At 65.7% G+C, this 14,425-nt stretch carries 14 protein-coding genes; 8 read left to right on the forward strand and 6 right to left on the reverse strand.

Annotated features, from left to right (window positions below):
* Window positions 1-348: 348 nt before the first annotated feature.
* Both ABD050_RS13475 and ABD050_RS13480 read left to right on the forward strand, forming a co-directional pair.
* Window positions 349-495, forward strand: coding sequence for a hypothetical protein (locus tag ABD050_RS13475; protein ID WP_343889901.1), 147 nt, complete (start codon window positions 349-351; stop codon window positions 493-495).
* 56 nt (window positions 496-551) lie between these two features.
* Window positions 552-1,865 (forward strand): chloride channel protein, encoded by a 1,314-nt coding sequence (locus tag ABD050_RS13480; RefSeq protein ID WP_343889902.1) that lies wholly within the window; start codon window positions 552-554, stop codon window positions 1,863-1,865.
* Window positions 1,866-2,038: 173 nt separating this feature from the next.
* Here ABD050_RS13480 and rsmA read toward each other — a convergent pair whose 3' ends face one another.
* The 4 genes from rsmA to ABD050_RS13500 form a co-directional block, all read right to left on the reverse strand.
* Window positions 2,039-2,845, reverse strand: coding sequence for a 16S rRNA (adenine(1518)-N(6)/adenine(1519)-N(6))-dimethyltransferase RsmA (rsmA, locus tag ABD050_RS13485; RefSeq protein WP_343889914.1), 807 nt, complete (start codon window positions 2,843-2,845; stop codon window positions 2,039-2,041).
* Between the two features lie 14 nt (window positions 2,846-2,859).
* Window positions 2,860-3,855 (reverse strand): 4-hydroxythreonine-4-phosphate dehydrogenase PdxA, encoded by a 996-nt coding sequence (gene pdxA / locus ABD050_RS13490; protein ID WP_343889903.1) that lies wholly within the window; start codon window positions 3,853-3,855, stop codon window positions 2,860-2,862.
* A gap of 14 nt (window positions 3,856-3,869) precedes the next feature.
* Window positions 3,870-5,207 carry a peptidylprolyl isomerase gene (locus ABD050_RS13495; RefSeq protein ID WP_343889904.1) on the reverse strand — a complete coding sequence of 446 codons (1,338 nt, stop codon included), beginning with the start codon at window positions 5,205-5,207 and terminating at the stop codon, window positions 3,870-3,872.
* Between the two features lie 213 nt (window positions 5,208-5,420).
* Window positions 5,421-7,604, reverse strand: coding sequence for an LPS-assembly protein LptD (locus ABD050_RS13500; protein ID WP_343889905.1), 2,184 nt, complete (start codon window positions 7,602-7,604; stop codon window positions 5,421-5,423).
* 243 nt (window positions 7,605-7,847) lie between these two features.
* Here ABD050_RS13500 and ABD050_RS13505 point away from each other — a divergent pair, with 243 nt between their 5' ends.
* From ABD050_RS13505 to ABD050_RS13530, 6 genes are all read left to right on the forward strand, one after another.
* On the forward strand, window positions 7,848-9,314 hold the full coding sequence (locus ABD050_RS13505) for a leucyl aminopeptidase (protein ID WP_343889906.1): 1,467 nt from the start codon (window positions 7,848-7,850) through the stop codon (window positions 9,312-9,314).
* Between the two features lie 29 nt (window positions 9,315-9,343).
* Window positions 9,344-9,784, forward strand: coding sequence for a DNA polymerase III subunit chi (locus ABD050_RS13510; protein ID WP_343889915.1), 441 nt, complete (start codon window positions 9,344-9,346; stop codon window positions 9,782-9,784).
* Between the two features lie 33 nt (window positions 9,785-9,817).
* Window positions 9,818-11,659, forward strand: a complete 1,842-nt coding sequence (locus ABD050_RS13515; RefSeq protein WP_343889907.1) for an acyltransferase family protein — start codon at window positions 9,818-9,820, stop codon at window positions 11,657-11,659.
* Window positions 11,660-11,769: 110 nt separating this feature from the next.
* Window positions 11,770-12,192 (forward strand): nucleoside-diphosphate kinase, encoded by a 423-nt coding sequence (gene ndk / locus ABD050_RS13520; protein WP_343889908.1) that lies wholly within the window; start codon window positions 11,770-11,772, stop codon window positions 12,190-12,192.
* 84 nt (window positions 12,193-12,276) lie between these two features.
* Window positions 12,277-12,519: a hypothetical protein gene (locus ABD050_RS13525; protein WP_343889909.1), complete on the forward strand. Its 243-nt coding sequence runs from the start codon at window positions 12,277-12,279 to the stop codon at window positions 12,517-12,519.
* A 144-nt stretch (window positions 12,520-12,663) separates the two neighbouring features.
* Window positions 12,664-13,464: an outer membrane protein gene (locus tag ABD050_RS13530; RefSeq protein ID WP_343889910.1), complete on the forward strand. Its 801-nt coding sequence runs from the start codon at window positions 12,664-12,666 to the stop codon at window positions 13,462-13,464.
* Between the two features lie 71 nt (window positions 13,465-13,535).
* Here the strand turns inward: ABD050_RS13530 and ABD050_RS13535 are convergent, their stop codons facing one another.
* Together ABD050_RS13535 and ABD050_RS13540 are read right to left on the reverse strand one after the other, a co-directional pair.
* On the reverse strand, window positions 13,536-14,216 hold the full coding sequence (locus ABD050_RS13535) for a hypothetical protein (RefSeq protein WP_343889911.1): 681 nt from the start codon (window positions 14,214-14,216) through the stop codon (window positions 13,536-13,538).
* Window positions 14,213-14,356, reverse strand: a complete 144-nt coding sequence (locus ABD050_RS13540) for a hypothetical protein (protein ID WP_343889913.1) — start codon at window positions 14,354-14,356, stop codon at window positions 14,213-14,215. The genes ABD050_RS13535 and ABD050_RS13540 overlap by 4 nt, the downstream gene beginning before the upstream one ends.
* Window positions 14,357-14,425: the final 69 nt, after the last annotated feature.

Consider the following 14,425-nt stretch of genomic DNA (forward strand, 5'->3'; position numbering starts at 1 on the left):
CCCCAATTGAAAAGGCTTCAGCCACTCCAACCGAACCTACCGGCGCCAGCCGGTAGTCGTTCAGTTTTCGCCGCTGTTATGTTGGATTTTGCGCTCGATTTTCCTGATTATTATCAGGAGTTTATCGGCAATCCCGCTGTTATCGAATAACAGCGGAATAACAGCGGGGGAACAGCGACGATATCAGCGGGAGGAACAGCGAGGAACAGCGGGGAACAGCGGGCCAGTTGGAAGGGCAGCGCCGCTGGCTGAAAAACCGGTCATGTCAAAGAGCAGGACGGAACCGGGACGCATTCGCCCGCTCGCGCTCATTTCACACTCTTTCCCGAAGTTGAATCGAACCGATCCATGCCCGATCGCCGGATCAGCTTTCAGTATCCGTCCGGCGGGCCACGCCTTGCAGTGAAGCAGGCCATGGACACGGCCAATTCGCTTTTGCCGAACGACATTGAAGCGCTGAAGGCGCTGGCTTTGGAGGCGACCCGGCAGGCCTAGGCCGCGACCCAACAGATTGCATTGGCGGGAGCAATGCTGCGGTCTAAGGCAAGCATATGCCCAAACGTCTTCCAACCTTGCTGGCTTACAGGCATGTTGCCGTTGTTCATAACCGCTTAGCAGCTATCATCGGTGCAGTGACGCTTGGCCTGGCTGCGATCATTTTCGCACGAATGGGCGAGGTCGCGCAGAAGCTCTTCCTTCACTTGGTGGCGATTTCACCTTACGCACCATTTGTTGTCACGCCGCTGGTTTTCGCAACCGTTGTCCATGTGACGCGCCATTCCTTCCCTGCGGCGCGCGGGTCGGGCATTCCGCAAGTCATGGCCGCCGGCCGCAATCCCGAGCGCCATGCGAATGGCGATCTCGTGTCGCTCAAGACGGCATGGGCCAAGCTGGCCGGCACGATCGCCATGCTGCTGGCCGGTGGTTCGGTGGGCCGCGAAGGGCCGACCGTGCAGATCAGCGCCGCGCTGATGGTGGCTGTCCATCGCTGGTTTCGCGTGCCGATCACAGCCGGCGTGATCATCGCCGGCGGCGCTGCCGGCGTTGCCGCCGCTTTCAATACACCACTGGCTGGTGTCGCCTTTGCCATCGAGGAACTGGCCGCTGCCTTCGAGCAGAAGGTCGCGGTGATGGTGATGCTGGCTGTGATGATCTCGGGGCTGGTGAGCCTCGGCCTGGCCGGCGATTATGTCTACTTCGGCGCGATGGAGGGCGGGATGCCGCTGCGCACCATGTTCGTCGTTTCCCCCATAGCGGGAATAACCGGAGGTATTCTGGGCGGCTTATTCTCACGCAGCCTGATTGCCATGACGATGCCGGGAAAGTCATGGCTGATGGCCATCAGATCCCGCCCAGTCTTGCTTGCAGCACTGTGCGGGTTTGTCGTTGCCATGACCGGATGGACAACGGACGGCCTGAGCTGGGGGACGGGGTACGAAGCAACCAAATTGCTGCTGGCGGGCCACAGTGCGCCAATGATCTTCGGACCGGCTAAATTTGTCTCGACCATAGCGACGGCGCTGAGCGGTGCGCCCGGCGGCATCTTTGCGCCCGCACTATCTGTCGGTGCAGGGCTTGGCCAATTAATCTCGGTCGTTTTTCCCGGCAGCCCTGCGGGCGCCATCGTCTTGCTGGGCATGGTCGGCTATTTCACGGGCGTGGTACGCGCGCCGATGACCTCGGTCATCATCATGATGGAAATGACGGCAGACCGGACAATGATCCTGCCGCTCATCGCCACAGCTCTGATCGCGGATGCCGTCAGCGCCAAGATATGTAAGCATAAGCTTTATCATGCCTTGTCCCGGCAATTCCGCGGGGGAACGCCAGCAACCCATCCGGGACAGCAGCTTGAGGCTAGCTGACAGGCACCAATATAATCACCAACAAGGGCGCCGATCGACATTCCGTCAGGCGGTCACGCTTGCGGTCGTCGCCGGATGCCTACAGCTTTTACGCGCCGCTACAGGCTTCATATTCCGCCTTGTCGGGGCGCTCCGCCGGGGAAGCACAAAAGATTTTGGGCGAGGGGTTCGGCTCAGCTCAGCGCCCGGGCCAGCTCGACGAACTCGGCCACGCTCACCGTCTCGGCCCGGCGCGTTGCGTCGATTCCGACCCGCTCGAGCGCCTCGATCGCGCCGGGCACTGATTTCAGGCTCTGCCGCAGCATCTTGCGCCGTTGCCCGAAGGCGGCCCCGGTCAGCCGCTCAAGCACCGCGAACTTCACGCCGGCCGGTTCTTCCTCCGGCACGATATGAACAACCGCCGACATCACCTTGGGCGCGGGCGTAAAAGCCGAACGGTGCACCGGCATCGCGAGCTTCGCGCTGCTGCGCCACTGGGCGAGCACGGCGAGCCGGCCATAAGCCTCGCCGTCAGTCGGCGCGACGATGCGCTCGGCGACTTCCTTCTGGAACATCAGCGTCAGGCTTTGCCACCAGGGCGTCCAGTCGGCCGAAAGCCAGCGCACCAGCAGGGCGGTGCCGATATTGTAAGGCAGGTTCGAGGCGATATGCGGCCTGCCCTCGAACAAGGCCGTTGCGTCGATCTCGAGCGCATCCTCCTCGATCACCCTGAGCCGGCCGGGGAAGGCCTCGCCGAGCTCGGCGAGCGCCGGGATGCAGCGGCGGTCGCGCTCGATCGCGGTCACACGCGCGCCCGCGGCGAGCAGAGCGCGGGTCAGGCCGCCGGGGCCGGGGCCGATCTCGAGCACCTCGGCGTCAGTCAGGTCGCCCGGAATCCGTGCGATCCGGGCGAGCAGCTGGGCGTCGAGCAGGAAATTCTGGCCCAATGCCTTGCTGGCGGCGAGCCCGTGGCGCGCAATCACCTCGCGCAAGGGGGGCAGGGGATGAAGCGGGGTCACGCCCCAGCGGCGGCGCGGCGCTCGGCCGCGCTGGCGGCAAGCCGGATCGCGGCAATCGTCGCGCCGGGCTCAGCCCGGTCCTGGCCGGCGATACCGAAGGCAGTGCCGTGATCGGGCGAGGTGCGGACGATCGGCAGGCCGAGGGTGATGTTCACCCCCTCGTCGAAATGCAGCGTCTTGAGCGGCACCAGCGCCTGATCATGATAGCAGCAGAGCGCGGCATCATAGGTCGCCCGGGCGCGCTCGTGAAACATGGTGTCGGCGGCGAACGGGCCGGTCGCTTCGATGCCCTCCTCGCGGAGGATCTCGATGGCGGGGATGATGAAGTCGATTTCCTCGCGGCCGATCGCGCCGCTCTCCCCGGCATGCGGGTTGAAGCCGGCAAAGGCGAGCCGCGGCATCAGGATGCCGAAATTGCGCATCAGGCCCCGCGCGGTCGCGCGCGCCTTGGCGACGATCAGCTCGACCGAGAGCAGGCCGGAGACGCTCGCGAGCGGCACATGCGTGGTGATCGGCACGACCCGCAGGGTCGGCCCGGCGAGCATCATCACTGCATTCTCGCCGGCGATGCCGCAGCGCTCGGCGACGAATTCGGTCTGGCCGGGATAGGAGAAGCCGATCTGGTAGAGCTGCGCCTTCGAAACCGGGCCGGTCACCAGCGCGCCGGCCGGCCCCGAGCGGGTGAGCCCGGCGGCCATTTCCAGGGCGTGGAGCGCGCAGCGGGCGCCGTCGACATCGGGTCTGCCGGGCGTGATTTCGCCGCCATCCTCGACATTCAGGACGGGCAGGGCACGGCTGAAGGCGGCGCCAGCCTCGGCAGGATCGGAAATCCGGGCGACCGGCCCCGACCAGACGGCACTGATCGCGCGGGCGTCGCCCACCGCGAAGAACGGCGCCAGCCCCTCGGCATCGCGCGCGGCCCATGCCTTGGCAATGACTTCAGGCCCAATCCCGGCGGGATCGCCCATCGAGACCGCGAGCGGCGCGATCATGTCAGGCGCCCCGCTCAGCGATATTCGATCACCGCGTCGCGGCGAAGATCGCGCAGCACTGCCTGGGCGCGCAGATTGACGCGCTGCTGGGTGATCTGGTCAGTCACCTGCTCGGCGGTCGGCAGGACGCCGCCCGCCGCATCGTCGCGGCCGCACAACACAAGGGTACGAACGCCGTCCTGGGGGGTGCCGAACCAGGGCGTTGCCTGGCCGATCTGCATCGCCAGCACCATCTCCTGAAGCTTGGGCGGGAGCTGGCGGACGATTACTGAATCATTGTCGACCACTTCAGCGCCGAGATCGGCAGCCACTTTCGCGGCGGTGCCGCAGCCCTGCATCGCCCGGGTCGCCTTTTCGAGCTCGGCAACCCGCGCACCGGCCGCCGCCTGGGTGGTGCCGGCGGGGAATTTCACGGTGAGCTGCTTGAGCGTGAGCTTCGAATCGCGCGGATCGGCCGTCAGCACCTGGCGCTTGTCGACGAGATAGAGGATCGAGAAGCCGCCCGGCACCTCGATCGGCCCGGCGATTTCGCCGACGTTCATCGATTGCGCCGCCTTCGACAGGCTGTCGGGCAGATAGGTGAGCTGGGCCTGGCTCATCCAGTCGAGATCGCCGCCGGTGCTGCGGGTCGACGATTCGGAGAGGCGGGCATAATATTCAAAGGGCCGCTCGCCCTTCTGGATGCTCTGGATCATCTGGCGCATGCTGTCGAAGACCTGCTGCGCGCGGTCGGGACCCGCCGAGAGATAAATCTCCTTCAGGTGATATTCGTTGCTGCCCTTGGCCGCCTGCATCTGCTTGAGGATGCGATCGACTTCCTCGTTGTTCACATTGACGTTCGACTCGACCTTGCGGCGCAGATAGCGCTGCCAGGCAAGCTCGGCCTCGATCTGGCGCTTGAGCGAGCGCTCCGAGGAGCCGATGCTGGTGAGATAGTCGCGCATCTCGGCGTTCGACTTGTGGAAATTCTGCACGACCCGCTGGTAGCTCTGGTTGAGCTCCGCAGCGCTGACGGTCGCCTCGGCCGTCTTGGCCTGCTGGATCTCGAGCGTCTCGTCGATCAGGCTGCGCAGCACCTGAAGACGGACCTTGTCCTTCTCCTCGGGGCTGAGCGTGAGCTGGTTCACCGCGATGATCAGGTTGACCCGCTGATCGACATCAGTGCCGGTGATCACCGTTTCGTTGACGATCGCGGTCGGCTTGCGGACATTCGGATCGAGCTTGCCGAAGATCTGCACATTGTCCGGGATGTCGAGGCCGACCGGCGGAACGGTGTTGTCGCTCACTGTCTGCGCCGACAGACCGGTCGTCATGCCGGCGATCGCCAGCAACGCAACGCCCGCAAAACCCATGCTGCGTCCGTTCCGGCCCGCCTTCTTCATTGAAATCATCACGTCTTTCAAAATCCCGTCCCGCGCCAATGGCGAATTGGCCTATCTTCCATTGTAGCTGAACCAGCGCTTAGCGGCCCCAATTCCTGCCCAAGCCTCCGGCGTCTCAGATTCCTGGTCCCCCGTCCGGCGTCGTTGTGCACGCGTCCAGCATCCAGATTCCTGTCCACGCGTCTAGCGTCCCAGATTCTTGAACGCCAGCGACAAGATGAAGCTGTTGCCTGCCCTGGCGTCGCCGGTATCCTCATAGGTCCGCTTCCAGGTGAAGCCGAGCCGCAGGCAATCATCCTCATATTGGACGCCGATGCGATGCCTGACCGGATCGAAACCGTCGGCAAGCGAGGTCGGATCCTCGGCCTTGTTGGTCAGGTCGATCACGGTTGATCCGAACAGCGACCAGAAGCGGGTGACCTGCACGCGACCGGCGATCCGTGCCTCCTCGCGGTCCTGCAGGTCCTCCAGGGTCGGGTCGATATGGCGGTTGAGCCTGAGATAACCGAGCAGGACATAGGTGCTGCGCGACCCGATCGTCGCATCGATCTCGTTGCGGCGCACCGCAAGCCCGTCCTTGTCGAGCCGGTAGCGCGCGGTGATCGAGACGAAATCGCGGAAGCGGAGCTCGGTTCGCCCGACAATGTCCGAGATCCGGTCGCTGAGGCCGGTGCCTTGCGGGAACAGCACCGGGCGCTGCCCGAGCCGGTAGCTCTGGCCGATCGTGGTATCGAGCGAGAAGCCGGGCAGATCCACCGCCCAGTCGACGCCGTAGGTGAAGCGCGTCGAATCCTCGAACCGGTCATAGCCGGGGAAGCGGTTGAGCGCGAACAGGTTCGAATCCTCGAGATCGACCGCGCGCGCGTCCTCATTGGGCACGCTCAGATTCTCGGTCTTCGGCGCAGCGACGATCTGGAAGCGCGGCGTCAGGCGCTGGGTGCCGCCGAGGAAGGAGCCGATGAACGGCCATTTCACATCGACCGCGAGCGCAGCGATCGCGCGGGCATGGACGCCGGACCGGCCGCGATAGCTCACAATCGGCTCGTCCACGATGTCGCTGGCATTGTAGACGTCGCCGCGGGCATAGGCGGTGAGGGTCACTTCCTGGCCCCAGGGGGTCAGCTTGCGCAGGTCCCATTGGGCGCTGGCGAAAGCGCGCTGGGTGTCCTCGCCGCCGCTGCGGGTGATCGCCAGGCTGTTGGCCTGGAGATTGAGCTTGCCGCCGAGCAGGACATCGTCGATCCGCCGGCGATAATCGATCTCGGGCAGCGCGATCGGCTGGAGCCCCTGGCGATCGCCGACCCGGAGCGTCTGGACGAACCAGCCGCTGATCGAGAGATAGCTGTTCGCGTCGACCCGCTCGAGGCTCGCGGTGCTGCGCAGCCGATCGTCGTTGGAAATGTCGTAGCGGCGCAGGAAGGTACGGTCAGTCGTCAGCCGGAGCGAGCCGCTCACCGTCCAGTTGGGGCTGAGCTGATAGCGCGCGACGCCGTCGATATAGCCGCGAAACGCCTGTTCGGTCGAGGTCGGCACCGGGGTAAGCAAATCGTCGCTGCGGCGGCTGACGGTCGCATAGCCGCCGACGGTGAAGGCGCCCTTTTCGCCGAGCGCGCTGTAGTTCACCTGGAGCATCGGCAGGACGCTGGTGAAGATCCGCGGCGTGACGGTCAGCGCGCGATTGGGGCCGAGCGCGAAGAAATAGGGCTGGGCGACTTCGAGGCCGTTGACGCCGCTCAGCCTGATATCCGGGGTAAGAAATCCGGAATCGCTGTGCCCGCCGGCGGGATGCGAGAAAGCGGGCAACGGGATCGAGGGCAGGCCGAACACGGCGAGCCGGGCGCCGGTATAATAGATTCGGTTCTTCTCGGGCCGGTAGACCACTTTCACCGCAGTGATCTTCCAGCTCGGTTGCTTCGGGCAACCGCTCGTCGAGGTGACGGCGCAGGGCGTATAGGCTGCGTCCTCGAGCGTCACCGTCTCGTCGAGCGCCCGGGTGCCGTGCCGGGCGGCGAGCCGGCCGCCGCGCTCGAGCACGAGCAGCATATTGTCGGCGACGCCGTCCTTCAGCGAATCGGTCAACTCGATCGAATCGCCATAAGCGACGTCGCCGCCGGGATTGACCACTGCGACATTGCCGTTCGCCTCGACCTTGCCGGTCTTGCGGTTCCACACGACCTTGTCGGCGCGCAGCCGATCGCCGGCGCGGAACATCCGGACATCGCCCGTCGCCGTGACGATGTCGTTCTCATTGTCATATTCGAGCGCATTCGCGCTGAACTGGACCTGGTCGTCGTTCGCCGCCTGGGTTTCGGGCGGGGGCGGGGGCTGTGTCGTCCGCAACTGCAGATCCTGCGCATGCGCGGACATGCCTGTGCACAAGAGGAGAGGCAGGGCACAGCCGAGAAGAAGATCGGAACGCTTCACGTTGGAAAAAACACTCCCAAGCGCGCCCCAATGGTCGCGGGTGATGCTGCCCTATCGCACCCGATGGCCCGCGCTGCAATCGTGCCCGTGTTTATCGGGAGGATCGACGGGGCGGATTTTGCCAGCGCGGTGCGGCTGTCCTAGAGGGATGCCGACTCAGTAGAGAATGACAATCAGAGGATCCCGATGCAGATCAGCTTTTCGACCGCAGCCACCGCCGCCACGCTTGCCCTTCTCGTCGAGAAGGACGGGCTCGAGCGGCTGAACACCGGCGCGCTCGAGGCCGATGCGTTGCGCGTCGTGACGGGCGCCGCCCGGGCGAGCCGCTTCGATGGCGAGACGGCAGCGGTAGTCGAGGCGTTCGTGCCGAACGGCGAGGGCGTGCGCCGGGTGCTGCTGATCGGCACCGGCGGCGGCAGCGAAAGCGATTACGAGCGGGCCGGCGGTGCGCTGACCGCGCGGCTGCTCGTCTCGGGCGTCGAGGAAGTGGCGGTCGACATGGCGTCGGCGGCGCCTGCGCCCAGGGCGGTCGCCCGCTTTGCCGCAGGCGCGGCGCAGCGTGGCTGGCGCCACGACATCTATCGCACCAGGCTGGCTGAAAAGGCGAAGCCGACGCTGACCTCGATCGTCCTGCTCAACGCTCCCGAAGGCAGCGAGGCGGCCTGGGCGCCGCAAAAGGCGCTGACCGAGGGCCTCGAGCTGACCCGCACCCTCGTTACCGAGCCGCCCAACATCATCTACCCGGAGAGCTTCGTCGCCAAGGTGCTGGCCGATGTCGCCGGCCTCGGGCTCGAGGTGACGGTGCTCGGCGAAACCGAGATGCGCGAGCTCGGCATGGGGGCGCTGCTCGGCGTCAGCCAGGGCTCGGCGCGCGACGCGCGGCTGCTTGCGCTCAAATGGAATGGCGCGGGCGGGGGCGACACAGAGCTTGCCCTGGTCGGAAAGGGCGTGACCTTCGATACCGGCGGCATCTCGCTGAAGCCCGGGCCCGGCATGGAAGACATGAAGTGGGACATGGGCGGCGCGGGCGCGGTGGTCGGCGCGATGAAGACGCTGGCGCTGCGCAAGGCGAAGGCGAATGTGATCGGGGTGTGCGGCCTGGTCGAGAACATGCCCGACGGCAATGCGATCCGGCCCGGCGACGTGCTGACGTCGATGTCCGGCCAGACGATCGAAGTGCTCAACACCGATGCCGAGGGCCGGCTGGTGCTGTGCGACGCGATCACCTGGGTGCAGCGGACTCATCATCCCAAGACCATCGTCGACCTCGCGACCCTGACGGGGGCGATGATCGTCAGCCTCGGCAACGAGCATGGCGGCTGCTTCGCCAATGACGACGCGCTCGCCGACCAGCTGCTGGCGGCCGGCAAGGCGTCGGGCGACCTGTTGTGGCGCTTCCCGCTCGGCGATGCGTACAACAAGCTGATCGACAGCACGATCGCCGACATGAAGAATGTCGGCCCGCGGGGCGCCGGTTCGATCACCGCGGCGCAGTTCATCCAGCGTTTCGTCGAGGCCGGGGTGCGCTGGGCGCATCTCGATATCGCCGGCATGGTCTGGGCGGACAAGCCGGGCGCGACCTTCGACAAGGGCGCGACCGGCTATGGCGTGCGCCTGCTCGACCGGTTCGTGGCTGACAATTTCGAGAGGTGAGCGCCAAGCCGGGGGGTGACGGACAAGAGATGCAGGTCGATTTCTACCATCTGACGGCCCAGCCCCTCGATCGAGTCCTCCCCCGCATTGCCGAGCGGGTCGTCGGGACCGGCGGGCGGCTGCTGATCGTCGCTGAAAGCGATGCCCAGCGGACCGCACTCGACAGGCTGCTCTGGACGTACAGCCCCGAGAGCTTCCTGGCGCATGCCCAGGCCGGGGAGGGCAGTGACGCGGCGCAGCCCATCCTGATCGCGCCCACCGCCGACGCGACCAACGCAGCCCGCAACATCGCGCTCGCCGACGGCATCTGGCGCGAGGAGGCGCTTGGCTTCGAGCGCGCCTTCCACTTCTTCGACGCCGACCGCATCGCCGAGGCACGCGCCGCCTGGAAGGGGCTTGCCGACCGTGACGGCGTCGAGCGCCGCTACTGGAAGCAGAATGACGAGGGTCGCTGGGAACAGGCTGCTTGATCTTTCGCCCCTGAATATGGAAAGCCCCCGGGAATGGCGGTTTCGGGGGGCGCAATGCGGGTGAGTGCGACACCGGAGGCGCCCGGCGCGCCTCAGCCGAACTGGGCCTATTGGCCAGAAATCGACGGCCTGCGCACCATCGCGGTGCTGTCAGTCGTGATGTTTCATCTCGCCCGGCAGATGTTGCCCGGCGGCTTTGTCGGGGTCGACATCTTCTTCGTCATCTCGGGCTTCCTGATCAGCTCGATCCTGATGGACGATATCGCGCGGCGCAGATTCTCGATCGGACGTTTCTACCAGCGGCGCATTTCGCGGATATTCCCGGCGCTGATCCTCGTGATCCTGGCGACGCTGGCCGCCGCGAGCTTCATCTATTCAGCCCAGGACATGGCGTCGCTCGGGATCAACAGCGCGGCGGCGGCGACGTCGCTCATCAACATGAAGCTGGTGACCCAGGGCAGCTATTTCATCCTGTCGGCGGATGCGCAGCCGCTGCTGCATTACTGGTCGCTGGCGGTGGAAGAGCAATTCTACGTCGTCTTTCCCCTGTATCTTTATCTGGTCACGCGATTCACGAAGCGGCCGCTGGTCATCACGGCCGCCATCGCGGTGGCAAGCTTCGCCCTGTGCGTGTGGCTGACGCCCGGCCACCAGCCGCTCGCTTTCTATTCGCTGCCGACCCGTGCGTGGGAGCTGCTCGCCGGATCGTCTCTCGCGCTGTATCGCGCCGGGGGCGGGCGGGTGACCGGGCGGGCGGCCCAGGCAATGGTCTGGGGCGGGCTGGCGCTGATCCTCGGGTCGATCGAGCTGTTGCGTGACACCGGAGGATTTCCCGGCTGGATCGCGGCCTTTCCCGTGATCGGGACGGCGATGCTGATCGCGCCGATCGGCGATGCGCGGCCCGCGCCGCTCCGGTTTCTCGCGCATCCGGCGATGGTCGCGATCGGCAAGCGCTCCTATTCGCTCTATCTCTGGCATTGGCCGGTCTTCTCGCTGGTCGATTATCAGCTGTTCGCGGCAAGCGAACCCGTGCGCACGACCCTCAAGATCGTCCTCACGCTCGCGCTGACGATGCTGAGCTACCGCTTCGTCGAGCGTCCGGCCCGACTGTACCTCAACGTCCGATCGCGGCGGGTGCCGATGTTCGTGGTCACCGCGCTGCTGGTCGGCGTCATCGCCAGCGGGGGCATATGGCTGCGCAAGGCGCTCTATTTCGACGTGCCGCCGAGCACGATCGCGAGCGGCGGCACGGTGGTGCATGGCGGCGAAAAGGGGGTGGTGATCCTCTCGGGCGACAGCCAGGCGGCGATGTACGGCACCGAGATCGCCGCCATCGCGCGACGCCGGCATTTCACCCTCTATGCGCTCGGTACCGCCGGTCGCAATCAATTGCCCGGCGAGGAAGACAGTTCCTGGCCGGCCACCGCCCGGCTGATCGCCGCGAAAAAGCCTGACCTCGTCATCCTGGTCGACGCGTGGGGCGCCAAATTAAAGGCCGATCCGATGGCGTTGAAGCGGGCGCTTGATCAGATCGGCAGCACCGCGAAGCAGGTCCTGCTGGTGGCCGAGCCTCCCTCATTGCCCGATGCGGCAAACCGCGACGCCATCCGGCACGGGCTGAGGCCGCCTTTCGTCGAGCCGGCGGCGCGGCGCGAGCAAAGGCTGGCGGTTCTCGCGCCCCTGCACAGCATGGAAAGCGCCAGGGTTCACCTGATCGACGTCGCGCCCCTGCTGGCCGATCGAAGCGGCGCGATCCGGCTGATCGCTCCCGATGGGCGGATGACCTATTACGACACCTACCATCTCTCCGATGACGGGACACGCATGGCCCGTCCGCTGCTCGACCGCGCCATCGGGCAGGCGCTCGGTCAATGAAGGGCAGCGCCGGCAGGGGGTGACGTCACCCGCCCGGCTTGCATCTCGACGCCCTCCCGACTAGGGGGACCGCGACTTTCCATCATCACCAGTACAGGAGCCGCACGGCCATGGCCGCGACACGGACGTTTTCGATCATCAAGCCCGATGCCACCCGCCGCAACATCACGGGCGCGGTCACCAAGATGCTCGAGGAGGCCGGCCTGCGCGTCGTCGCCTCCAAGCGCATCCAGATGACCAGGGAGCAGGCCGAGGGCTTCTACGCCGTCCATCGCGAGCGCCCTTTCTTCAACGATCTCGTCTCGTTCATGATCTCGGGCCCGGTCGTGGTCCAGGTGCTCGAGGGCGAGAATGCCATGCAGCGCAACCGTGACGTCATGGGCGCGACCAACCCGGCCAATGCCGAGCCCGGCACGATCCGCAAGGAGCTCGCCGAGTCGATCGAGGCGAACACCGTCCATGGTTCGGACTCGGACGAGAATGCGGCGATCGAAATCGCCTATTTCTTCAAGCCGGAAGAGATTGTCGGCTGATCTTGCGTGGCGGTTGCGGCGGGCTGCGCCGGCTGACGCCGATGCTCTGTCGTTCTTCGCATCCGCCACTTTTCTCGCATTCTATTGCCGGTCGCCCGACGGGGCGACCTCGCCGCGCATTGCCTCAACCATAATGACCGCGCGACCTTCACCCGCCGGATCGAGGATATTGGTTCGCTGGTGACGATTGCGGCGTTCGAGCCGGGCCGTGCCCCGCGCGGCTATACCGTGCTGACCGCGCCCGCGCCCTTTACGAGAAACGGAGTCTTGCGGTGGTGGGAGCGCGGCCGTTCCAGGTCGGCGCTGTGGCCCATGACGATCCGGTGAGCAACTCCCACGTACGCATCGGCAGCGAATAGAAAGCGAGCCGCCGGAATCCGTAAATGTACCGATGGGTACATCACCAATAAGAGTCTGAATCCAGCGATGCGAAACGCTTCCTCGGGACACATTCCCCCAGGGAACAAACACATGTCAAAATATCTTTTGCTTGCCTCCGCGCTGGCCGTTGCCGTCGCCTCACCCGCTTTCGCGGCGTCGAACGACGAGCCGATCCGTTGGGATGGTCCTTATGTCGGCGTCAATGTCGGCTATGGCGGCAGCAAGATCCTGTATCCGGCCACCGTCACAATTACCGGCACCGGGATGTCGACGCCTCCCGCGAGCAACAGCCTGACGCTCAGCGGCGAAGCGCGCCAGACGTCCAGCGGCGTCCTTGGCGGCGGCGAGATCGGCTATAATTTCCAAACGAGCGGCATCGTCTTTGGGCTCGAAGCCGATATCGCAGCCAGCGGCATCAAGGGTGAGACCTCGCTTTCGGGCGCGGCCAGCGGCGTGCTGACGGGGACCGCCTCGGCCGGGATCGTGTCGAGCCTCGACTATTTCGGTACCGTCCGCGCACGCGTCGGCGTGCCGGTCGCCGAGGGGCGTTTCATGCCCTATGTCACTGGCGGCTTTGCCTATGGCAAGGTCAAGACGGTCGCCTCGGGCGACATTTCCGGCTCGCTGACCGGCTCGTCGACTTCGCTCAGCCTTGCCGGCTCGAAGAGTTTCGAAGCGGATCGCACCGGCTGGACGGCCGGCGCCGGCGCCGATTTCGCCATCACCCGCAACATCGCGTTCCGCGCCGAATATCTCTATGCGGATCTGGGCAAGAACACCCTCATCAACGAGCGTTACTCGCTCGGCAGTTCACCCGTCGACGTGAACGTGAGGATGAAGACCACGGCGAACATCGTTCGCGTCGGACTGACCTACCGCTTCGGTCACTGATCCGTGATCGGTCGCGCCCGTTCCGGGACTATCCTGGAACGGGCGCCATCGACGCGAACGGGTTTCAATATTCACCCCGCCGGTTTCGGCTTTTCCGCCGCCCAGATCGCCTCGAGCCGGGCAGGCGAGGCGGTCCGTTCGCGGAGCAGGATGCCCTTCAGCCGCACCGAGCGGCCGCTCACGCCCATGAAGCTTCCCTCGGTGAACCAGACGACATCATAGATCGCGCTGTCGCTGCGCTGCTGGTCGGCATCCCAATAGCTGCTGGTGATCAGCACCGGCATCCGGCCCTGGCGCTTGTCGGGGCCGTCATGCGTCAGCGCGAGGATCGGGTCGGCGAACCAGCTGGCTTCGATGCGGGGCTCGAGCACGCTCGATTGCGCCGCGAGGCCAAGCGAGGCGGGGAAGCGTACGTCGATGCTCTGCACCTCGTGCGCCGAATCCTTCAGCGCAAGCTGCTTGCCGTCCTTTTCCGGCTTCGCGGTCAGCAGGACAAGGGTGCGCACCTTTGCCTCGCTCGCTTTCTCGACCTGCTTTTCCTGCTGGTCGGCGCGGTGATCGGACCAGCTCATCCACAGGCTCGCGGCGGCGATCAGCAGGCCGGCGATGCCGACGACCTCGGCAAGCGTTATCCAGCGGCGGCGGGTGGCGGCTGCCTCGGCGCGCTCGACTGCCTGTTGCGCGACGGTTTCGACGCTTGGCGCGGGCGGGATCGGCTCGGGCGGCGTTGATGTCACCGGTTCGTCGTTCATCGTCCACCTGCCTCGAGCAATCGCCGGGGCGCGACAAGCTCCCAGCTGGTCGCGATCCGGTCACCAATATGGTCCCAGTCAGTCTCGCCCTGGTCGAGCCGCATGCCGATCCAGCCGGCCGGGCCGGTATAGGCCGGCACGTAATACCAAGTCCCATTAGTCAGAACTCCTTAGCCCAGCCGCGCATGCCGATGGACATGATGCGCCAT

Source organism: Sphingomonas oligophenolica, assembly GCF_039522915.1.
GTDB classification, from domain to species: domain Bacteria; phylum Pseudomonadota; class Alphaproteobacteria; order Sphingomonadales; family Sphingomonadaceae; genus Sphingomonas; species Sphingomonas oligophenolica.